At 69.6% G+C, this 21,188-nt stretch carries 10 protein-coding genes and 4 pseudogenes; 9 read left to right on the top strand and 5 right to left on the bottom strand.

Translation table 11 applies throughout. The features are described from left to right. Nucleotides 1–261 precede the first annotated feature (261 nt). Nucleotides 262–507 (bottom strand): annotated as a pseudogene (locus AB0F62_RS13250) (transposase); the annotation flags it as partial. A gap of 878 nt (nt 508–1,385) precedes the next feature. On the opposite strand from AB0F62_RS13250, the pseudogene AB0F62_RS13245 reads away from it, so the two are divergent. Further along, nucleotides 1,386–1,805: pseudogene (locus tag AB0F62_RS13245) on the top strand (transposase family protein); the annotation flags it as partial. A gap of 166 nt (nt 1,806–1,971) precedes the next feature. Here the strand turns inward: AB0F62_RS13245 and AB0F62_RS13240 are convergent. Then, nucleotides 1,972–2,265 (bottom strand): hypothetical protein, encoded by a 294-nt coding sequence (locus AB0F62_RS13240; protein ID WP_361796524.1) that lies wholly within the window; start codon nt 2,263–2,265, stop codon nt 1,972–1,974. Nucleotides 2,266–2,901: 636 nt separating this feature from the next. On the opposite strand from AB0F62_RS13240, the gene AB0F62_RS13235 reads away from it, so the two are divergent. Continuing rightward, a complete protein-coding gene (locus AB0F62_RS13235; protein WP_361796521.1) occupies nt 2,902–3,228 on the top strand; it encodes a hypothetical protein in 327 nt (108 codons plus the stop codon). Nucleotides 3,229–3,633: 405 nt separating this feature from the next. Here the strand turns inward: AB0F62_RS13235 and AB0F62_RS13230 are convergent, their stop codons facing one another. After that, on the bottom strand, nt 3,634–5,865 hold the full coding sequence (locus AB0F62_RS13230) for a carbohydrate-binding protein (protein WP_361796518.1): 2,232 nt from the start codon (nt 5,863–5,865) through the stop codon (nt 3,634–3,636). A gap of 959 nt (nt 5,866–6,824) precedes the next feature. Here AB0F62_RS13230 and AB0F62_RS13225 point away from each other — a divergent pair. The 4 genes and pseudogenes from AB0F62_RS13225 to AB0F62_RS13210 form a co-directional block, all read left to right on the top strand. Next, nucleotides 6,825–7,193, top strand: a pseudogene (locus AB0F62_RS13225) (mobilization protein); the annotation flags it as partial. Nucleotides 7,194–7,581: 388 nt separating this feature from the next. Beyond that, the gene (locus tag AB0F62_RS13220) at nt 7,582–8,409 is read left to right on the top strand and encodes a glycoside hydrolase domain-containing protein (protein ID WP_361796515.1); all 828 of its coding nucleotides are present in this window, start codon (nt 7,582–7,584) and stop codon (nt 8,407–8,409) included. Nucleotides 8,410–9,216: 807 nt separating this feature from the next. Continuing rightward, nucleotides 9,217–15,519 carry a DNRLRE domain-containing protein gene (locus AB0F62_RS13215; protein WP_361796512.1) on the top strand — a complete coding sequence of 2,101 codons (6,303 nt, stop codon included), beginning with the start codon at nt 9,217–9,219 and terminating at the stop codon, nt 15,517–15,519. Between the two features lie 173 nt (nt 15,520–15,692). Continuing rightward, nucleotides 15,693–16,262: a hypothetical protein gene (locus AB0F62_RS13210; RefSeq protein WP_361796509.1), complete on the top strand. Its 570-nt coding sequence runs from the start codon at nt 15,693–15,695 to the stop codon at nt 16,260–16,262. 115 nt (nt 16,263–16,377) lie between these two features. Here the strand turns inward: AB0F62_RS13210 and AB0F62_RS13205 are convergent. Continuing rightward, nucleotides 16,378–16,718, bottom strand: a pseudogene (locus tag AB0F62_RS13205) (FAD-dependent monooxygenase); the annotation flags it as partial. A 718-nt stretch (nt 16,719–17,436) separates the two neighbouring features. Continuing rightward, a complete protein-coding gene (locus AB0F62_RS13200) occupies nt 17,437–17,991 on the bottom strand; it encodes a hypothetical protein (RefSeq protein WP_361796506.1) in 555 nt (184 codons plus the stop codon). A 53-nt stretch (nt 17,992–18,044) separates the two neighbouring features. Here AB0F62_RS13200 and AB0F62_RS13195 point away from each other — a divergent pair, with 53 nt between their 5' ends. The 3 genes from AB0F62_RS13195 to AB0F62_RS13185 all read left to right on the top strand — a co-directional run bounded on the left by AB0F62_RS13195 (nt 18,045) and on the right by AB0F62_RS13185 (nt 21,043). After that, a complete protein-coding gene (locus AB0F62_RS13195; protein ID WP_361796503.1) occupies nt 18,045–18,296 on the top strand; it encodes a DUF2399 domain-containing protein in 252 nt (83 codons plus the stop codon). Between the two features lie 324 nt (nt 18,297–18,620). Continuing rightward, nucleotides 18,621–19,355, top strand: a complete 735-nt coding sequence (locus AB0F62_RS13190; protein ID WP_361796679.1) for an ABC transporter ATP-binding protein — start codon at nt 18,621–18,623, stop codon at nt 19,353–19,355. Continuing rightward, the gene (locus AB0F62_RS13185; RefSeq protein ID WP_361796500.1) at nt 19,352–21,043 is read left to right on the top strand and encodes a hypothetical protein; all 1,692 of its coding nucleotides are present in this window, start codon (nt 19,352–19,354) and stop codon (nt 21,041–21,043) included. Before AB0F62_RS13190 ends, AB0F62_RS13185 begins: the two co-directional genes overlap by 4 nt. The last annotated feature ends 145 nt before the right edge of the window (nt 21,044–21,188 follow it).

The raw sequence follows: 21,188 nt of genomic DNA, 5'->3' as shown, positions 1-21,188 counted from the left end.
CCGCTTCAGGGGCCGCGCCTGCCTCCGGCCGTCGCGGAGGGCGCCTTCGCGACGCGACCACAAGTACGCAAGCTGCCCGGTTTGAGGGCGAGGCCGCACCCGGCCGCCATACGGGGGCAGTTGCAGGGCCCGGGCTCCTCGGATCCGCTACTCCGGCGTCACAGGTGACGCCGCGCGAAGGAACCAGCGACCACTGACGCGGCAGCCCGTGCCGACTGGGACGGCATGTCGATTGCCTTCGTAAGGTGGTCGGACTTCTTGCGGGTTGATGGCGTGGACGGGTCGGCCGGTTGCGCGCAGGCAGGAGACCAGCAGTCCGTGGGAGGTCTCGATGGCCACCGGGATCGGGAGCGCGGGGGTGTCGCCGTGGTCGGCCAGCAGATCCAGTAGCTGGGTCAGACCGGCGGCGTTGATGCGGAGTTTGGCTAACGGGGTTCCGTCCTGGTCGATCAGGACCACGTCGTGGTGTTCGCAGGCCCAGTCGATCTCGCAGAACACGCTGGGTATGGGTTTCCCCCTCCGTGTTGGCGCTGGTCACAGCCTTGCAGGGATGCACGGCTCCCTAATGGAAGGGCTCATGCGGCCCGTCATCCGATCAGCCGTTCGCGATCCCCGGCGACCGGCGGGGCCCCCGGTCGGCAGGGGAACTCTGTGGTTCCCGATGCGGTGAGAGGTGATCCCTGCCAGCGGCCTGGTCCACGACGCTAACGACTTCGACGCTCCTGGTGGCGTGGCCCGGAGGGGCCGGGCGAGCGGGACGAAGGCTGGAGCGTGGCCCGGGCCCCGCCGGGCCACGCGTCCCCGGCGAATGCCCGGGACGACCGGCACACGGGCCCGGCTCTGTCTTATGAGGTCGGTGCCTCAGGAGCGGATACGGCTCACCGTGGGCCGGCCATCCCCAACGCTTACGTCCCCATCAGGAGCGTCGGCCCGAGGCGTCGCGCCGCGCGCCGTCGCGCTGTGCGTGGCGGGAGCGCCTTGATCGAGTAGGCAAACTTCCCATGAACAGGTCTCGCCTGCAGGAACGGGCTACGTCCGCTGCTCTTCGATTCCGCTGGGAGAGCGGACGTGCCAGAGCCTTCGCACCGGCGCTCGGCCCGTGCGAAGGCTCCGAGGGCAAAACAGTCCCCGGTAGATCTGCGCGTGTCCTGAAGCTTCAGTCGTCACTGTCGCCTCGGTATCGCGCCGGCTTGCCGGGGGCCTGAACCACATCCTGTCCAAGTCACTCCGCCGACTGGACGTCTCATCGACTTTGCAACTCTTTCGGTGTTATGGCCTATAAACCACGATCCACAACATATGTAGCGAGTCAATAGGTTTTCGGTAAATTCTGCAGGAAGTTCCACGCGATCACCTTCGACTGCGACACCCGGCTCGCCCTGCGGCGCCGCTGCAATCCCCGGCCCTCACAGCGGGCCCTGGCCGTGCTGGTGTACCTGCGCAAGCACGAAACTCTCGCGCAGATCGCTGCCGGCTTCCGGATCAGCGTCGGCGCCGCCCACGCCTACGTCCGATCCGTCACCAGTCTCCTTGCCCGCCGTGCTCCCGGCCTGGCCCATGCACTGCGCGCAGCCGATGCGGGCTATGTGCTGGTGGACGGCACCCTCCCGAGTGCGACCGGGCCGGTGACGGCCGCGCTGACTACTCCGGCAAGCACCGCCGCCACGCCGTGAATCCCCAGGTCATCACCGACCCGTAAGGGGAGATCGTGTGGATTTCTTGTGCTCTGCCCGGGACGCACCCACGATCTGACCACGGCCCGCACCCATCGCATCGTGACCACCTGCGTACGCCTCGGCATCCCCGCTTCGACAGATCTGGCGTGCCCAAGCGCCGGCGATGTCTTCCTCTCCAACCTCGTGATGTCCCTCAACAGCCAGTTGGTCGACCTGGCCGCGCCGACGTGGCTCCAGGGGCAGGTTCGCCCTGGACCTTGATCGGTCCAGGCAAGGTGAATCGCACACCCGCCGGTCATTCAGCGTGGATGTCCGGCCGGACATCCACGATGATGTCCGCGTCCGCCTCGTCTCCCTCCTCGTCGCGCCAGAGGAGGACGCGCACGTGCCTCGCCCGGGAAAGCCCGCGTACCTTCCACTCGCTCATCAGGTCGGCGACGACGAGGGCGACGGCGTATCGGGGGCCCTCGCTCGAATCATCGGCGGTGATCGCGCCCCGCCACCGCTCGGAACCCCGGCCATAAGGGCGCCACCCCTCCGAGCCGTGGGGCTCGAAGACCCGGTACACCCAATCCGTCTCGGTGCCCATAGCACCGATCCTGTCACTGCAAGGAGTCCCCTGTGCCGTATCGGATCGACGCCCGCCGAGCGCGGGTCGACCGCCAACAACAACTGCCCCGACGTCCTGGAGCTGGACGACGGCGAATGCCTCGTCATCGGGGAGTGGCTCGGCGCTGGACGTGACCCCCGGGCGACTGGCAGTGAGACCCGCCTGCCACGGGATCTCGCCACCCTCTTCCCAGCCGCATTCCGGGCAGCGCACCCCTGCGTACAGCGCCGCCAATGCTCCTCCTTCGAGCTGGGCGAACCGCACCGAGCACGGCCAATGACCACCCTGGCGACCTTGGGGTACCTCGCCCTATAGGACCGGCGCTCCACACCGTGGCGCCTCGGCTCCATCCCTCTGCATGGATGCCGTACTCGTGGAGGGCCACTTCGATCCCCACCCCGGAGTCGTTGTCGAAGCCGCGGGCTTCGCGGCTTCCGTCGATGTGCAGGGCCTTCGGCGGTCGCTAAGCCCACTCGACCACGATCAATAAACAACGGTACGCACTCCGTCACTCCAATGGGGGGCATCGAATGGTGGTTCTCCTCCGCCCCGCTCAGTCTGGGCTCGTGCGTTCGATTCGTCCGAATGCACGAGCCACTCAAGGGAGGTCGAACCATGACCCGCACCAAGCTCCTCGCCCTGGCCGCCGCCCCCGCGCTGGCTCTTAGCCTGGCGTTCCCTGCGCTGGCTGTGGAAGTGACCGCCTCGTCCCCCGACACCGTGGACAGTCCGGTCGCGTCGATCGAGGCCAACAAAAGCAAGACCGTCACTGTCACCTGCCCTGCGGGCACCAATGCCATCAGCGGTGGCTGGAAGGTGTCTTCCGCAAGCATCGACGTGACGGACAACCGTGCGATGAGCGCGACAAAGTGGCAGATCACATTCCAAAACGAGTCGAAGAGCTCAGGCACCGTGCAGGCCTTCGTCCGTTGCATGGCCTGATGGCGAGTACCAGCCAGGGCAGGTCAGCCTGTTCGCCGCACCGCAAGACGCGGTGAACGGGAAGGCCGAGCAGCCCCCAGCTCCGTATCCGGCTGACCGCGAAGGACGACGAGGACGCTGCGGACGGAGACGGACGGCTGTATCGGTCTGGACGGCACAGGACCCAGGTCGGGGATCCAACCCCGACCTGGGCCTTTCCTTCTGGAGCGCGTGACGAGAACCGTTGCCGGCGTGAGGGCAGGGAGGTGCCGCAGTCGGGGATCGCGCGGGGCTGGGAGCGGCTCGAGTCGGACTCCTGCGGAGCAGGGGGAGGGAAAGCCGAGCCGTCGCCAGGGCGGTTCGGCTTTCCCCTCCCGACGACTCGTCAGAGGGCATTCATCTGTCAGGCGTACCCCGCCGGGAGCGCTACGACAACCGCAGGTAGTCGATGTTGAAGCCGCCCGTCTCGCAGAAGAGCCTGACCACCTGGTCGCCCGCGGCCAGGGTGACCGGGACGTGCACGGACTGGTACGAGCCCCAGCCGCCCGTGTCCGGGACGGTCACCGTGGCCAGCGTGGTGCCGGCCGCGTCCCGGAAGGTCAGGGCGTCCGGGACGGCCGCGCCGGAGCCGGTGGCTACGCGGAGTTCCAGGTCGTACGTGCCGGCTTTCGGGACGTCGACGGCGTAGTCCAGCCAGTTGCCAGGCGCCGTCCAGCCCACGTTCGCGCCGCCGCTCGCGGCGGGGTTGGCCTCGATGAAGTTGGCACCGCCCGCCGTCCAGCCGTGCTGGTCGGCGTACGACTCCGCTTCGACCCTCACCCCGACCGGCGCGCTGTGCGGCCGCACCGTCACGTGCAGGGTCACCTGGGTATGCGCGGTGCCGTCGGTGACGGTCACCGTCACGTCGCTCTCCCCGGCCACGGTCGGCTTGAGCGTCACCACTCCCGTGGTGGGTTCGACGGTCACACCGTCCGGGAGGTCCGTCGCGTAGAAGGCGAGCCGGTCACCGTCGCGGTCGGTCGCCTTGAGCGGAACCTGCGTCGTGCCGTACTGGTCCGCCACCACGTCGGGCACCGGGGCCAGCACAGGCGCCCAGTTGTGCGTGTCCCGGGGGATGCGCTGCTTCCAGCGGTACGTGGCGTACGAGTTCGCCGGGACCTTCACTACGAAGGACTTGCCGGCGAGCATCACCCGTACCGTGGTGTCGGCGCTGTTGGCGTTGCCGAGGACCGCGACGAAGTTGTCGGCGTTGTGCCGGTAGACGACGTTGCTCACGCCGTCCGCCGTGGTGCTCGACGCCAGCCGTACGTCGCCGGGCGTGAGGTACTTGGCGAACTGGCCCATGGAGTAGAGCTCGTCGCGGACCGTGAAGTCCCTGGTCGTGGTGTTCACCTTGACCAGGCGGTCGGGCCACTTGGTGGTCGCGGCCACCTCGTCCCAGTCGATGTTGTTGTCCCGTGCGGGCGTCCAGTGCAGCGTGCCGCCGTCCTGGTCGGTGGCCTGCGCCCACAGGACGTAGGAGCTCGCGTCCAAGCGGAAGTAGTTCAGTATGGTCGCCGCGGACAGGTCGCTGGTCTCGGTCATGTGGACCGGCTTGCCGGTCTGCTCGAACGCGTCGCGCATGACCTTCGGGTCGCCCCAGTAGGGGTGGAAGGCCACGGCGTCGGTCGCGTTCAGGACCTGCCGGCCGGTGACTGAGCCGTCCGGCGCGTCGTCGAAGATGCGGTGGTAGTTCTTCGTCGCGGTGCTGTTCGGGTCGCGCCAGTCCCAGAAGTTGAAGTCGTGGACGTAGAGGCCCGTGTTCAGGTCCGCCTTGCGGAGGGCCTTCTTGATCGCGAGGGCGAGCTTCTGCTGCTGCGCGATACTGATGTCCATGGCCGGGTACACGACGTCCATGCCGGGCTCGTTCAGCAGGGTTAGTGCATCGACGCGGATGCCGTGCCTGGCGTACGCCTGTATGAACTTGACGTAGTAGCGGGCGAAGACGTCGATGCAGTCGTCCCGCAGCTTGCCGACCTGGTAGTACTCCGTCGAGCTTCCGGGCTTGAGAGCGACCTCGCCCGTGAACCGGTTGTTGGTCTTCATCCACGCCGGGGCGCTCCACGCGGACGCGAAGAACGTGGCCTTCGGGTTGTAGCGCTGGACCAGCTTGATGGTGTCGACGATGTGCAGGTCGATGTCGCGCTGGATGGAGAAGTACTTCAGCCGGAAGTCGTCGGTGACCCCGGCGGGCAGGTCGTCCTCCGACCAGAAGGGCAGGTGCTCGATGAGGTCGGGGCTGCCGATCGTGAGGCGGAACCGGTTCAGGCCCGCCCCCGTCTTCGGATCGACGAGCAGCCGGATGGCCTCCTCACGCTTGGCAGGGGTGAGCTTCCACAGGTTGGACACGCTGGTCTCATCGATGGAGAACCCGATGCCCGAGTACTTCTGGCGGGTGGTGCTGGGGTCGACGACGACGGTCGCATCGGTGGGGGTGTCTGTGCTGCTGGTGCCCGAGCGCACGCTCGGTAACGACTGCCAGGCATGGGCGGCCCCTGCGGAGTAGGTGCCCGTTACCGACGAGCCGTGGTGCGGCACGGCGGCCGGGGCCGCTGACTCCGTGCCGGCGAGAACGACCAAGGTGAGAGCTGCGGCTGCCCCCATGAGGGAACGTCTCACGATGTCCTTCCTTTCTGTTGGGATGCGCGGGTCATGCGCGGTTCCGATCCCGCGGGTTGCTGTCGCCTGGGCCCTGATGGCAGCTCAGGAGTACGCGCCACCCGGGCTCCCGCGCAGCCCTGCTGCTGATACGGGTGCGCTCCGAACGGCTCTGCCACTCACAACTGGACTGTGTGTTGGCGGTGTTGATGTGCGGCCACTGTCCGGCCGGGGATGTCCCGAGTTCCCGGCCCGACTCAGGGGCGTGTTCACGTCGATGGGTATGAGGACCATCCGGTCGGGCAGTGCCCGACCGGATCGGAGGCAGGTGCTGCGGTGTGAACGGTTGAAGCGGCACTGCCGCGCGGTGCGTCTGTGTGAAAGATCGGGGAACTCCTTTGGCGATGCAGAAGTGCGACGCACCGGCCGGTGGAAGAGCGCCCGACCTGGTGCGCATCGCGAGTGACAGCTGTCCGCACTGACGCGTGCTGCTGGGGCTGGAGGGCGTACTGGGACCCTCTCCCCTCCTCCTTCCTCGGGACGCGAGCAGATCGAAACAGCCTGTCGATGCTCTGTCAAGACATGAATAAAGTCGTGAAGAAAGCACCTCTGTGCTTCTTCGGCGAGATCCTGGAGGTGCGCGAGCCGCCTTGCCCTTGCCCGAGCAGGCATTCCCGTGGATCAGGATGTGGGTTGGCACTGGTGGGGGTCGGTGTCGTGGCGTTCCGCGTCGTCGTGGGTCGAAGCCGTCGCTGGGCTTCGGGGCGGCGTCGGTGTGGGCAAGGGCATGCGCGGCGCGGGTCCCGATCGCCAACACCTCGGGGAAGGCGACCGCGTCCATGTTGCGGCCCGCCGCCGCCCCACATCCGAAGCAGTCGTATGCACGGGGGTGTTGCCGGTCAACGACCCGGACCAGACGCGGCGGCCCCATCCCTCCGGGGTGCGTTTTCCCACCGAGTAATCACTGATACCCCGTCGTTGCGCCCCGCCGAGCCCTCCACCACCTTCAAGCCGCAGCCGACCGGGCCCTGACCCCCGTCCTTCACGAGCTCACCGCCCGCCACCCCCACGAGCAGGCCGGCCGCGGCCTTGCCCACGTTGCCCGCGTCGTCATTCCCGAGCACGCCGACCGTATCCTCGCCGACCCCGCTTGGCCGGCGCTGGCCACCGTCCTCACCGACGCCGAAGCCCGCGGCCACCACCCCCACCTACTCCTCCGGGAAGCTGCCGCCCGGCGCGAACTGACCACCACCCACCACCCCGCCCGCGTCCTGGTCACCCGCATTCAACACACCGCCCGCAACCCGGTTCCCAGCCTCCGCGCCGAAGCCGCCCGCCGACGCACCACCCAACCCCTCCATCCGACCCCGACCACGGCCCCGGCGTACCCCAGCCACCTTGGAAACCCGGGGCGGTTCAACCAGCACCGGCACCGCCAGTAGCACGATCCTGTTCCCTCGCTCATGGGCGGCAACGCTGTTCGTGCACCCGGCAAGATGAGCGAGGCTGATCGCATGGCACGATATGGACCGCCCGTGCACCAAGGGCTGGGGCAGCTACGGCTGTTGGCCGCCATCGCCCGTCTCCTATATGGTCCGGTGAGCTTCGATCACTTCGGCTATGAGGCGTCGATCTGCGACACCGTATGCCCTGCCCAAGGCGGCTGCGTGTGCACGGCGCGCTGAGCGAGAGAGCACATCACCAGGACCACTGGGCATCATCTGAATGGGGTGGGGTTTGTCCAGACATAAGTCATCCAAGAAGGGCCGATACATCGCTTGGTCGACGGCGGTTGTCGTCGTCGCCGCGGGTGCGGGTATCGCGGCGCAGACGTCGATGGCAGCTACGGCCTGGCCGACGCAGAAGACATACACCGGCCGGGCATTCGACGCCTGCACGGCGCCCTCGCTCGCGGCGATGAAGGCGTGGAACACCGGCTTCTACGGCGCTGCCGCGGTCTATATCGGTGGAAAGAACCGCGGCTGCGCCCAGCCCAACCTGACCGCGTCCTGGGTGAAGTCGGTCAACTCCCTTGGTTGGAAGCTGATTCCGCTCTACGTCGGCGCGCAGCCTCCCTGCCAGACCAGCGGCAACAAGGAGAAGTTCACCGCCTCCACGGCGGCGGCTGTCGGCGCAAGCAACGCAAAGGACGCGGTGGCCAAGGCCAAGTCCCTCGGGATGAAGGCCGGCAGCCCGATCTACCTCGACATGGAGCCGTACGACATCACGAACAAGGCATGCAACGACGCCACGCTGACGTATGTGCGCTCCTTCACCAAGACTCTGCGCACCAACACCTACCGCGCCGGCTACTACGGCTTCAGCAGTTCCAGCGCCAAGGCCATCGCCACCGCGTCCGACAAGACGGATCTCCCCGGCAATCTCTGGTACGCCCTGTGGGACAACAAGAACACCACCACGACTGACTGGCCGTGGGACCCGAAACTGTTCACCGACCACAGCCGGGCACACCAGTACATGGTGAACAGCAAGGAAAAACGCGGCGCCTACACGATCACCGTGGACCGCAACGCCTGGGACGCTCCCGTCGCCATCATCGGATAACCCCTACCGCCGGATGCCGTCAATGGCGCCGCCTGACGTGAGCAGAGTCGGGCGGCGCCACGCAGCTGCCGGGGTACGTCAGCCTGGCCGGGCACCAGTGCGTGTCCGGCTTCTCGGCTCTGCCGTTATCGATTCCGCAGCGCGCGCGAAGCCTTCATCTCGCCGGCTTCGACGAGGCCATGCTCAGGACCCTGGCCACCGCCACGGGCGACCGGCTTCTCTGTCACGCGCGCGTCGCGGTCCCTGGTGATCCCTGTGTATTGATGTGTTCAGGTTGGTGGTGGGGAGATGGCCGGCCGCCGCTTGAAGCGGCCGCTCACAGGCTTCTGGTGGGACCGTAACCGTGCCCCCGTGGCGCGGACCCCAGGGTTCGGTAGGCACCCAGTACGTGCCGAGCCCTGGCGGCTTGGAATTGCGCCGGGCCGAGGGCGCCGCCGCGTTGGGCGAGCGGCGTGGGAGCCTCCGGTTCGAACTGTACGCCGAGTGCGGTGCTCGGGCGGCGCTGCGTCCCTGGTGTCGCCCGACCCGGATCGCCTCTGATCTCCCGCTACTGCACTCCATCGTGACCACCATGGTCACCTTTCCCTCGGTTGGGGCGGGGCGCCCTGCTGTGGGCCGCTTCGATGGCAGTGTGTGTCGCCTTGCTTGCCAAACGTTGCGCTTGTCACAGGGGCGAGGGAGGCTCCGGTTGCCGATCTTGTGACGGGTTGTCGCTGTTACCTGTCTTTTACTCCTCGCTACTTTCTCTTTGCCGTCACGCGTGTGACGGATGGGAAAGCAACTGGTGGGAGAATCATGGTCTTTGGGATGCCAGGGCGTCCTGGTCGCGGGAGACCGCTGCCGGGCAGAGGCCGCCGGTGGGTGGTCGGGGCTCTTTTACTGGCGTTGCCGGTGACGCTGCTCGATGGGACGCAGCCTGCGTTCGCTGACGAGCCGGTGAAGAAGCCCGGTCACGCCGCGAAGAAGCCCGCGGCCACGCAGGCGCCGGATCTCGCCTCGGCGAGAGTGGGGGCCCGGTTGTCGGGCAAGCGCGTAGAGGCGCTGTCAGAGCGTACGGAGACGTCGACGACGTGGGTGAACAAGGACGGTTCTCTCACCACGGAGATGACCGCGGGCCCGATCCGCTTCCGGGACGAGGCGAGCGGGCAGTGGCAATCGGTGGACCTGGACCTGGTCCGGGCTGCCGACGGGTCGGTGGCGCCGAAGGCCCACCCGCACGGGCTGCGGCTGGCAGGGAAGTCCGGGTCCCCGGCGGCATCGCTGAAGGCCGCCCAGTCGGCCAAGGCCACCGATCTCGTCACGCTTGGCGAGGGCGAGAACCAGATAACGCTGCAGTGGAAGGGAGGCCTGCCCGCCCCGAAGCTGGAGGGCACCCGGGCGGAGTACCCGGAGGCGGTACCGGGCGCAGACGTGGTCGTCGAGGCGACCCGCACAGGTTTCGAGCAGTTCGTCGAGATCAAGCAGCGCCCGGCCGCCGGCGGGTACACCTACACGCTGCCGCTGAAAGCCAAGGGCCTGAAGGCGAAGCAGCTGAAGGACGGCAGCGTCCTGTTCACCGACAGGAAGAACAGAAAACGGGCTGTCATGCCCGCGCCAATAATGTGGGATGCCGACGTCGACAAGGTCTCCGGAGAGCACACGCACCGGGCCAAGGTCGACCTGAAGGTCGTCCAGCGCAAGGGCTCGGTCGACCTGGTCCTCACCCCGGACGCGACGTTCCTCGCCGATCCGGAGACGACCTACCCGGTCGTGGTCGATCCCACCACCGCACCGCTGGGCAACGTCTTCGACACCTACGTCCAGCAGGGTGAGACCGTCGACTGGTCCACCGACGTCGAACTCGACCTCGGCAATCCCGGCACCACCAACGGCGATGGCACGCCGCGCACGGCGCGGTCCTTCATTTCGTGGAACACCACACCGATCCAGGACGCCCTGGTGACGGACGCCAAGCTGGCGCTGTGGAACTTCCACTCCGCCAACACCGACTGCATGCTCTACCCGTGGGAGGTGTGGTCCGCCGGGGCCGCGTCGACCTCCTCGCGCTGGACCTCGCAGCCGACGTGGACGGCGAAGAAGGCCACTTCCACCGAGACCCGCGGCAATCCCGCCTGTACCTCTGCACCCGACGGGTGGATCAACGCCGATGTGACCACGCTGGTCCAGGAATGGGCGTCGGCCAAGGTCACCAAGGGCAACATGGGGCTCCGGGCCGCCAGCGAGACCGTGCTCTCGCAGTGGAAGCGGGTCAACTCGGGCAATGCCACGTCGAACCCACCCAAGCTGACGGTGAACTACAACTACCGTCCGCGCACCGGCACCGACCAGCAGGCGGGCCCGCCGTTCTTCAAGGACTCCGGCGGTACATGGTTCGTCAACACCACGACGCCGACGCTGCAGGACACCTTCGTCGACCCCAACAACGACAGGGTCGACGGCACGTTCCAGATCTTCGACAACGCCACCGGTGCGCAAGTCGGGGACGTCCTGGTCTCGCCCTTCGTGGCCTCCGGGCAGCCGGCAGCGGTGAAGGTGTCCTCAGGGCTGCTGGCCAACGGCAAGACGTACAAGTTCCGCACGTCGCCGTACGACGGCCAGCACTACAACACCGGCTGGTCCGCCTACGCGTACTTCACCGTCGACACAAGCGCTCCTTCCGCGCCCAGTGCGGTGACCTCCACCGACTACCCGACCGGCGCCTGGGTCAAGGGCGTCGGCCAGAGCGGCGACTTCACCGTCACCCCGCCGTCCGGTGACCAGAACGGTATCGAGTGGTCGCTGGACGGCGCGGTCTGGGAGAAGGTCCCGACCAGCGGCACCACCCCGGTGAAGATCACCCTGGCGCCCGAGAAGGCCGGTACCAACGTCCTCCAGGTCCGGGCCACGGACAAGGCGGAGAACAAGTCCGACCCGGTCTCGTACACCTTCCACGTCGGCCCCGGCGGTGTGACGCTGCCCGACGACGGAACCCGCACCGCGGCCCGGGTGCCGCTGGCCGCGGAGGCCGAGTCGCCGAAGTTCGACGCCGTGACCTTCCGGTGGCGGCGCGGCGACGCCGACGCCTGGGCGAACCTCCCGCCCGGCGACGTGACCTCCGGCGGCAACCCGGTGGCCTCCTGGCCGCTTGCGCTCTCCTCCGGCAAGACCCCGCAGCTCACCTGGAACGCCACCACGACCGTCGACCCCGACGGCGTCGTCCAGATCCGCGCGGAGTTCACCGGCAGCGCAGGGGCGACAGGCGCCTCCGACCCGGTCAGCGTCGTGGTGGACCGCAACGCCGACGGCGCGGCCACCGAGAGCGTCGGCCCCGGCTCGGTGAACCTGCTGACCGGCGACTACACGCTTCCCGGCGGCGACGCCTCGTTCTTCGGGATGAGCGTCACCCGTAGCGCCTCCTCCCGTTCCCCGCAGGCCGGAGCCGCCAACGAGCAGGCCCCGATCTTCGGCAAGGAGTGGCTGTACAGCGCCGCGGCCGACCAGATCACCACCCCGTTCTCGTACCTGCACAAGACCTCGGCGACCTCGCTGAGCATCGGCCTCGCCGGTGACGACAGCCAGATGCACTTCACCGCCAACGCGGCGGGCACCGGCTGGATCGCGGAACCCGGCTCAGAGGACTACACCCTCACCGGCGGCTTCGGCGGCGACTTCACCCTGAAGAGCACCGAGGGCGGCACCACCACATTCGTCCACGTTGAGGCCGGCGGTACCACCTGGCGGGCCGGCACGACCTGGATCGAGGGCGTGGACAACTCCACGACCACCACGGTCTCGGAGACGATCACGGTGGGCGAGACCAAGATCGCCCGACCCAAGAAGATCATCGCCGGCAACTCGGCGGTGACCAACTCCAGCTGCGCCGCCGACTCCGCCGTCAAGGGCTGCCGCGTCCTGGAGTTCGTCTACGCGACCTCCACCACCGCCACGTCCTCGGCGTTCGGCGACGTGAAGGACCAGGTGTCCTCGGTCAGGCTGTGGGCGACCGCCCCCGGCGGCTCGACGTCCACCGCAACCACGGTCGCGCGCTACGCCTACGACGCCGACGGCCGGCTTCGCGAGACCTGGGACCCGCGGATCTCCCCGGCGCTGAAGACCGCGTACGGCTACGACTCGGCAGGGCGGGTCACCTCGCTCAAGCCCGCGGGCCAGCTGCCGTGGTCGTTCACCTACGGCGAGGCGGGCTCCAGCCCGGCGTCCGGCCCCGGCATGCTGCTCAAGGTCTCCCGGGCGACGCTCACTCCGGGCAGCGCCGACCAGACCAACGGCACCGCCGTCACCAACGTCGTCTACGGAGTGCCGCTGACCGGCTCCGCGGCGCCGGAGAACCTGGGCGCCGCCGCCACGGCCTCGTGGGGCCAGTCGGACATCCCCACCGACGCCACGGCGGTCTTCCCGCCCGACCAGGTACCCGCCTCCAACGACGGTTCCTCGCTCGCCGCGGGTGACTACGGCCGGGCCGGCATCCACTACCTGGACGCCAGCGGTCGCGCGGTGAACAAGGCCGAACCGGGCCATCGCCTGTCGGTCACCGAGTACGACCGCTTCGGCAACGTGGTCCGCACCCTGTCCGCAGCCAACCGCGAGCTCGCGCTCGGTACCACGGACGTGCTCAAGGACAAGCTGACGGACCTGGGCATCGGGTCCCTGGCCTCCGCCGAGCGCGCCCAGCTGCTGTCGAACATGTCGGTGTTCGACGCGAACGGCGAACGGGAGACCGACACCTACGGGCCGCTGCACCGCGTCACCCTGGCAGCGAACCTGACCAGCGGTACCACCACACTGGCAGCCGCCGGCACCCAGCTGATGGCACGTCAGCACACTGTCCAGGAGTTCGACTCGGGGCGTCCCACCGACGGCACCGCCGTCGTCCGCGACCAGGTCACCAAGGTCACGGTCGGCGCGCAGCCCCGCTCCTGGCCCACCCTGACGGCGGACCCGCGGGTCACCACGACAGCCTACGACTGGGCCAAGGGCCAGCCGACCAGCTCCACGGTCGACCCGGGCGGCCTGGCGATCACCACGACCACCGGCTACGACGCCCAGGGCCGGGTGAACCGCGAGTCGCAGCCCGCGTCCGGCGGCTCGGACGCCGGTACCACGATCGTCACGTACTACACCGCGGACGGCACGGGCACCTGCGGCGGCAAGCCGGAGTGGGCGGACCAGATCTGCCGCCTCGCCCCGGCCGCCGACATCACCGGCGGCGGCTCCAACCCGGCCCAACTGCCCACCAAGGTCCTGGAGTACGGGCTATTCGGCCAGGCCACCAAGATCATCGAGACGGCCAACGGGATCACCCGCACCACCACGACGGGCTACGACCCGGCGGGCCGGGTCACCACTCTGACCATCTCAGGTGGGGTCGGCGCCGCCGTCCCCGTGAGCACCACGGCCTTCGACGACGCCACCGGCCTCCCGATCAGCACCACCTCACCGACCGCCGGCACCATCAGCAGAACCTACGACCAGCTCGGCCGTCAGATGACGTACACCGACGCGGACGGGGGCACCACCACCACCAAGTACGACGTGCTCGACCGGCCGACCACCGTCACCGACAACGTGCCGTCGACCACCACCTACACCTACGACACCGCCGTCGACCCGCGCGGTCTGCTGACCTCGATGACGGACTCCGTGGCCGGCACGTTCACCGCCCGCTACGACGAGGACGGCGAACTGGTCACGCAAGGCCTGCCCGGCGGCTACACCACGAAGGACGTCATCGACCCCGCGGGCACGACCACTGCCCGCACGGTCACCCGCAACAGCGACAACTCCGTGGTGATCGCCGACAGCGTCACCGAGACGGTCCACGGCCAGACGGCCACCCACGCCGGAACCCCGGGCGTCACCGCCTCCCAGGCGTACGCCTACGACAAGGCCGGCCGACTGACCCAGGTGCAGGACACCGCCACCGACGCGATCTGCACCACCCGCGTCTACACCTTCGACAAGAACTCCAACCGCAAGACGCTGGCCACGGCCACCGCCGCCGTGAACGCCGACTGCACCACCACCGGCGCCACCTCCACGTCCTACACCTACGACACCGGCGACCGGCTGATCGGCACCGGCTACGTCTACGATGCGTTCGGCCGCACCACCGCCAAGCCGGGCACCACGCTGGCGTACCACGTCAACGACCTGGTGCAGCAGCAGACGGCGGGCACCGAGCGGCAGACCTGGACGCTGGACGCCGCCCTGCGTTACCGGTCCTGGACCAAGGAGTCCAACGCCTCCGGCACCTGGACCCAGACCGCCTCCCGGCTGAACCACTACGACTCCGACGGGGACAGCCCCCGCTGGATCGTGGAGAGCACGAGCAGCGGCGCGGTCACCCGCAATGTCGTCGGTCCGGACAGCAGCCTGGCGGCGACCACCGCCAAGACTGGCGGTACGGTCCTGCAACTGGCCAACCTGCGCGGCGACATCACCCTGCAGTTGCCGGCCGACACGGCGGTCGCGCCGACGGTGCTGGACGCCGACGAGTTCGGCAACCCCCGGGCGGGGCAGCCGACGACCCGCTACAACTGGCTCGGCGCGCACCAGCGTTCGTCGGAGACCGTCACCGGGCTGAAGCTCATGGGCGCCCGCCTGTACGACCCGGCGATCGGACGCTTCCTGTCCCTCGACCCGGTCCGGGGCGGCAGCGCCAACGCCTATGACTACGCCAACGCCGACCCGGTCAACCAGTTCGACCTTGACGGCCGCGTCTCGGCCTGGCGCAAGAAGTACGAGGAGGCCAAGGCCTGCAAGAGCCTGGGGAGCGGCGGCTGCGCCTTCGCGACGCTCCTGTCCGGTGTCCTGCTGTGGAAGCTCCCCGGCAGCAAGTCCCGGAACAACGCCCTGCGGCACTTCATCTGGCAGGCCGCGCTGACCTACTTCTTCGGCTGGCGTGCCGCCAAGCGGCTCGGTGACGCCCACGAGTACGGGCAGACAAGCCGCGATTCCCGGAAGGACCAGTACAACAACCGGGTGGCGCGCAACTTCGTCGGCAGCAGTTACAACCGGTACTGGATGCGCTACTACAACAGCCGCGGCTACTTGTTCCAGTACCTGTACTCCGCCGGCAGCTGGCTCTACAGCCACGGGTACCTTGCCAGGTGATCCCGTGCCTGCCGTGGGACACTTCCGTCCCGTAACAGGTTGAGCCGGCAACCGTGTGCCGGGGCCGGTCCCCTCGTGGGGCCGGTCCCGGCACCGCCGTGCCCCCTCTTCTCGCTCAGGGTGCAATTCCCCCCAGACCCTGAAGCCGCCCACCCCGACCCTCGGGAGACCCCATGCCGCCCCGGACGCACCCCACCAGGCCGCTCGCCCTGCCCGGCGCACTGCTCCTGGCCACCGCCCTGTTCGCCGCCGGCCTGACCGGCTGCTCCGCGCTCTCCCCGTTCAACACCTGTAACGACACGGCGACACGCGTGAAGGAACTGCGCTCCCAGCCGATCCTGCAGTCCGCCCCGGAGGGGGCGACCGTTCCCAACGACCTGGCCTCAGTGGACGCGGGCTGCCTCGACGACAGCGGCGACGCCTGGCTGTACGCCGAACGCATCTACGCCTTCGCCGGCTCCCGGCAGAAGGTCGTGGACTTCTACCGCACCACCGCCAAGGCGGACGGCTGGCACCTGCAGTCCGCCCCTCCGGGCCAGGACACCCCCGAAACAACGGCGGGACTGTGCTTCACCAAAGGCGGGGACGGCGACGCCCTCCTGCTGACCGTGCAGTTCACCACCGCCCGCCAGCTGAAGATCGAGCACGGCTACGAGGCCGGGCCGGAGTTCGATTCGGGCTCCGGATTCGAGATAGAGGTCGGCTCCGAGACGGACGGGGCGAAAACCGGCTGCTTCGACTGACGCCCCAGGGCCATCGGAGCCGGCGACGGGGCGGGCCGCGGCCCGCCCTGCGCTGTTCCCTTTGTCAGGCGGCCGTCCCGCATCACCGCCGAAGCCGGTCATCGCATGAACCTGCCCCGCTGGTGGCGAACCAGTCCTCGGCGGTGTCATGGAAGCCGAGGCCGATGCGAACGCGTTCGTCGACGTTGCGCTGTCCCGCCAGAAACAGTCCGTTGCCGCACACAGTAGTTGCCGCGCCCGACCGTCGCCGCGAGGTCGGGGTGCGTGCGGTCGATGTCGGGAATGCCGACCTCGGCGACGTTCTGGCCGATCTGCGCCGGCCGGGCGTCGGTGAGCAGCGCGGACCCGGGACTGCGCGCCGTCCGCGCCGACCAGCAGGTCATACGTCGCACTGCTGCCGTCGGCGAAGTGCAGCAGACTGTTGTCGGCGGATTTGAGCGCGTGCCCCCAGCGCACCACGTTGCACTCGCGCCGACATCACCTCCACCCGCTTCGTCAACGAGTACCAGTGGGGCGGCTTTCGCGGCGATACGACCAAACTCGTCGAGCAGTTCTACGACGCCCATCTGTACTACGCGAACTGGGGCAGCCGCCGCCTCGTCTTGCGTCTTCCCGCCGGCTCGCTGACGGCAAAGAAGGCCACCGCGGGGCGAGGACAAGTGGCTCGAGCCGCTGACGTACCGCGGCGTCCAATGGCTTGGTGCCTTCACCTCGAAGTCCACCCTGAGCACCCAGAGCACGTCGAACGAGTACACCACCTGGGACGTCCGCAGCGGCACCCAGAGCTACGACTTCGCCCCCGGGTACGGCGCGACCGCCGATCTGACCGAGGACGGCGCGTCCATGGGCGTGGTTGACGGGTCGTAAGGTTACGTCCTCGAACTCGACGCGGAGCAGTGGCTGGAGAGGCTGTGCACCGTGGCGGGGCGCGGCCTCTCACCGGGGGCGAAGGCTCTGGCCCCGCCGGGCAGCAGAACGGATGACGTCTGCGGCTGAGCCGGAACGAGCAAGGGGGACAGGGGGCCTGCGGCCGGGCCCCCTCGCACACCGCCGTGCTCGGCTGGGGCCGACGTCCGGGACCGGCCCCTGGCCAAGACCCACGCGCGTCCGCCGGAAGGATCCACCGGCGACGACCCCATCGCCATCGAACCCCCTGCACGAAAGGATCCCTGCCTCAATGGCCGTCGACGATCCGGAGGCCCGGCGCGAAGTGCGCGACAGCGTCGGCGAGGCGCTGCCTGTCAAGCCGCCAGCCGCTGACCGCACGGGACGACTGCAGGACCTCGAACGGCACGGGTACCAGAGCTCCGCCCACGGCCCGGGTGATGGAGCCCCGACCGGGTCCCGGCAGCGACGGCGCGCCGTCACGGCGGCGGACGCCGACCCAGGGAATCGAGGCGTTCGGCACGCGCTGCCGCCACAGCACCACCTCCGTGATGTCCTCCCACGGGATGTGGACGGTGGTGGCCCGGTAGCGGAGGGGGGATCCACCGAGAAGTACGCCCGTTCCGTCGACGCGGAACGCCACTTTGCGCGTCAGAGCGCCCGCGGCCATCACCGAGCCACCCCCGGTGAACAGGACTGTGCCGGCGATGCGCAGGAACAGGGGAGTACCGGTTCCGGGCATCAACAGCACCGCGCTGAACAGCACCGCCACGGCCAGGACTCCCGAGGTGCGGCGGTCGAATCCGTGGCGTGCTTCGTAGACGGCGTCCTCACTGTCGCTCATGACCGGATCATGGCAAGCGACTGGCCCTTCGGCCAGGGTTCCGACCCCATCTCGTGGACCGGACTGCCGCCGCGCTGCCGACCCGCGTCCCGTGGACTCCCCGCCGCTACACCGCCGCCGACCACCGCGACGCCGTCACGGACCGCGGAGCGCCCCACACGGGCTTCCCGGCAGCCTCCCCGTGGGATCCGCCACTCGCCGAAGCCCCGGCCGAGCACGGCGTCCGCGTGGAGGAGGAGGCGGTACTGGACACCCTGCTCGCCGACCTCGCGCCCAAGCCGTCCGGGCAGTCCCGCGCGCTCTGATCCCGATGGGGGGGGCCGCGGGGACCGGCACCCGCGCGCCGTCGGCCCTGGCACGACGCAAGCCCACGAGCGGTGAGGCGCTGATGCCCTCGGACCGGCTCGCGAGGCTCCAATGGTGAGGTGGCACGCCGGCCACCTGGTCTCCACGGACCGCGACCTCCCACCAACGGACCCGCCGGCGCCCTCCACGCGGAGTGGACCAAGGACACCCAGGGCCGATGGCCCCCGGTCGGACAAAGCATGGACAATGGCCGGGCCGCTCCGGGCCGTCGTCCCGAGGCCGGAGCGGGGACAGCGATCGTGTTCGACGAGAGGCCCGGCGACATGGGTGCACCACCATTGCTCGAGCTCAGCGGCGTCAGCCGGGTCTACGGCAAGCGCACCGCGCTGGCCACCATGAATCTGCGACTGCGGTCCGGGAAGTGCGTGGCGCTGCTCGGCCACAACGGCTCGGGCAAATCGACACTGCTGCGCATAGCCGCCGGACGGGACAAGCCGAGCACCGGCACCGTGAAGTTCGACGGCAAGCCGATGAACGAGAACGACCCGGCCGTCCGGGCCCGGGTGGCGGTGGTCGGCGACACCGCGGCCTGTTACCCCGACCTCACCGTGCGCGAGCACCTGCAGCTGGTGGCGGTGGCCCACGGCGTGGAGGACGCCGGCGACTGGATCGGCCACGTACTGGCCGAGCGGAAGCTGACCGAACACGCCGACGCGCTGCCCGGGGCACTGTCCTCCGGGCAGCTCCAGTCGCTGCTGCTGGCTTCGGCCATGGTCCGGCCGCGCGACCTGCTGCTGCTGGACGAGCCGGAACAGCGACTGGACCCCGGCGCGCGGCGGCAGCTGGTGGACCTGATCAAGAAGGAGACCGCGGACGGCGTCGGAGTGCTGCTGGTGACACACCACGGAGAACTGGCCCGTGCGGTCGCTGACCGGGTACTGGTCCTCCGCGACGGCAAGGTGGTGGCCGACGGCCACCCGGACAAGGTGCTCGCCACCGGGACCGACGGACTGACCTGGCTGGCCGAGAACGCCGAGAACCCGGACGGTGCCCGGTGACCACCCTCGCCGAGGAGACCGACGAGACCGGGGAGCACGCCGCGGCCTGGTCCGACGCCGACGACTGGACGCGGGAGACGCTGCGGCTGGTCCGTGACCTGCGCACCCCGCACCGCCGCAAGAGGACCGGCCAGATCGCCTACGCCGTGTACTGCGTCGCGCTGCTCCTCGCGGTGTGGGGAGGACTGCCGAGCCTCGGGCTGTTTCTCGAGAAGTCGATGGGCGCCGACTACTCCGGCCACGGACCGGCGATCCTGGCCGCGCTGCCGGCCGGGTCCTGCGCGCTGGGGCTGGGATGGCTGCTGATCGCCGTCTGGGACGCCCAGTGGCGCGGGCCGGTGGTGCCGCCGCGCGAGACCGTGGACTGGATGCTGGCCCAGCCGGTGAGCGTCGCCCGGGTGCTGCGGCCGTGGTTCTGGGGCTCGGCCGCGATCGCCGGCGGAGCCGGGCTGCTCGTCGCGGCGATCGGCATGGTCGCGCTGGGCCTGACGGTCGGTGTGGGGCTGCCGGCCGCGTTCGGCTGGTGTCTGCTGGGCGGCATCGGTCTGCCGCTGCTGGCGATCGCGCTGGCCACCGCGGTGGAAGGCAGCGAGCGAGTGGCCCGCTGGGCCCGGCTGGCCACGCCGTACGTCGCTATGGCGGTGCTGGCGCTGGTGGCGCAGACCGTGCTGGCGGTCGGCGGACACCGGCTGCCGGGACTGGAACGGGTGGAGCTGTGGTCCGGGCCGTGGGGCTGGGCCGGGCTGGCCGCGCTGGCCCCCACACCGGCCGCGCTACCGGGTGGCTGGGCCGCGGGCGTCCTGCTGGCGGTGGTGGTGGCCGGCGCGCTGGCCGCGGCACACCGCTTCACCGGGTCGCTGGCGCTGTCCGCGGTACGGCGGCGTTCGCGGACCGCGACCGGGGTGATGGCCGCGCTGCGCACGGTGGAGTTCCGTACCGCGCGGCAGGCGGTGGCCGGGGTCACCGGCGGGGGCCGGTCGACGCGATGGCGGTTGCCGGCGCCCCGTTGGGCGGAACTGGCGGTGCCGTGGCGGGACGCGCTCGCGCTGCTGCGGACGCCGGGCCGGCTGGGCCGGGCGGTCGTGCTGGGGGTACTGGCGGTGCTGGGCGCGGTGCTGGCGGCCTCGGCGCACGGCGGGACGGGCGTGACGGCGGCGCTGGCCTCACTGGTCTTCGGCTACTGGTCGCTGACCCAGCTGCTGGAGCCGGCCCGGGTGGAGACCGACGACACGCGGCGCGGGTCGTGGGCGCCGTATCCCTACCGGGGCCTGATGCTGCGGCACACGGCGGTGCCCGTCGTGCTGGGGCTGGTGGGCGCGCTGGTGGCGGCGGGGGTGCTGGCCGGGGAAGGCGCGGGGGCCCGCGCGTGGCTGGCACCGGCCCTGGTGCCGCCGCTGGTGGGCGCTTCGCTGGTCAACGCCTGCCGGGGGGCGACCAAGCACCACCTGCTGATGTCGTCGGCCCAGTCCCCTGCGGGCAGCATGGGCCCGGCGCTGTTCCTGGCCTGGTACGGCGCCGGTGCGCTGGCGGTGGTGGTCGCGCTGGTCGTCCCGTTCCTGACCGCGCTGCATTCCGGCTCGGCCGCCTCGATCGTCACCGCTGTCGTGGCGAGCGGCATGGTGACGGTGATCATGGTGCGCTGGGCGGTCACGCGGATCGGGAACCTGACGGCTCCCTTGGCGGACTGACAGGGTCGCCGGTGGACAGGGGTGCCAGCGGCCTGTGCCGCTCGCATCCCTCACGTCAGCTGGTCCTCCCGGCGCTCGGCGGGCAGCAGGTCCAGGCCACGGCGTACAGCGTCGAAGGTCCCGTGCCGCACCGCGTACGGGACCC

Origin of the sequence: Streptomyces sp. NPDC026673 (genome assembly GCF_040638135.1) — a bacterium.
Taxonomy (GTDB): Bacteria; Actinomycetota; Actinomycetes; order Streptomycetales; family Streptomycetaceae; genus Actinacidiphila.
Note: the sequence above shows the minus strand (reverse complement) of the source record. Positions and strands in the feature narration are given on the sequence as shown.

Bases quoted from the DNA above. Each gene is read 5' to 3' on its own strand.
- AB0F62_RS13240 (WP_361796524.1), bottom strand. From the start codon at position 2,265: ATGGGCACCGAGACGGATTGGGTGTACCGGGTCTTCGAGCCCCACGGC.
- AB0F62_RS13200 (WP_361796506.1), bottom strand. From the start codon at position 17,991: ATGAGCGACAGTGAGGACGCCGTCTACGAAGCACGCCACGGATTCGAC.
- AB0F62_RS13215 (WP_361796512.1), top strand. From the start codon at position 9,217: ATGCCAGGGCGTCCTGGTCGCGGGAGACCGCTGCCGGGCAGAGGCCGC.
- AB0F62_RS13235 (WP_361796521.1), top strand. From the start codon at position 2,902: ATGACCCGCACCAAGCTCCTCGCCCTGGCCGCCGCCCCCGCGCTGGCT.
- AB0F62_RS13190 (WP_361796679.1), top strand. From the start codon at position 18,621: ATGGGTGCACCACCATTGCTCGAGCTCAGCGGCGTCAGCCGGGTCTAC.
- AB0F62_RS13210 (WP_361796509.1), top strand. From the start codon at position 15,693: ATGCCGCCCCGGACGCACCCCACCAGGCCGCTCGCCCTGCCCGGCGCA.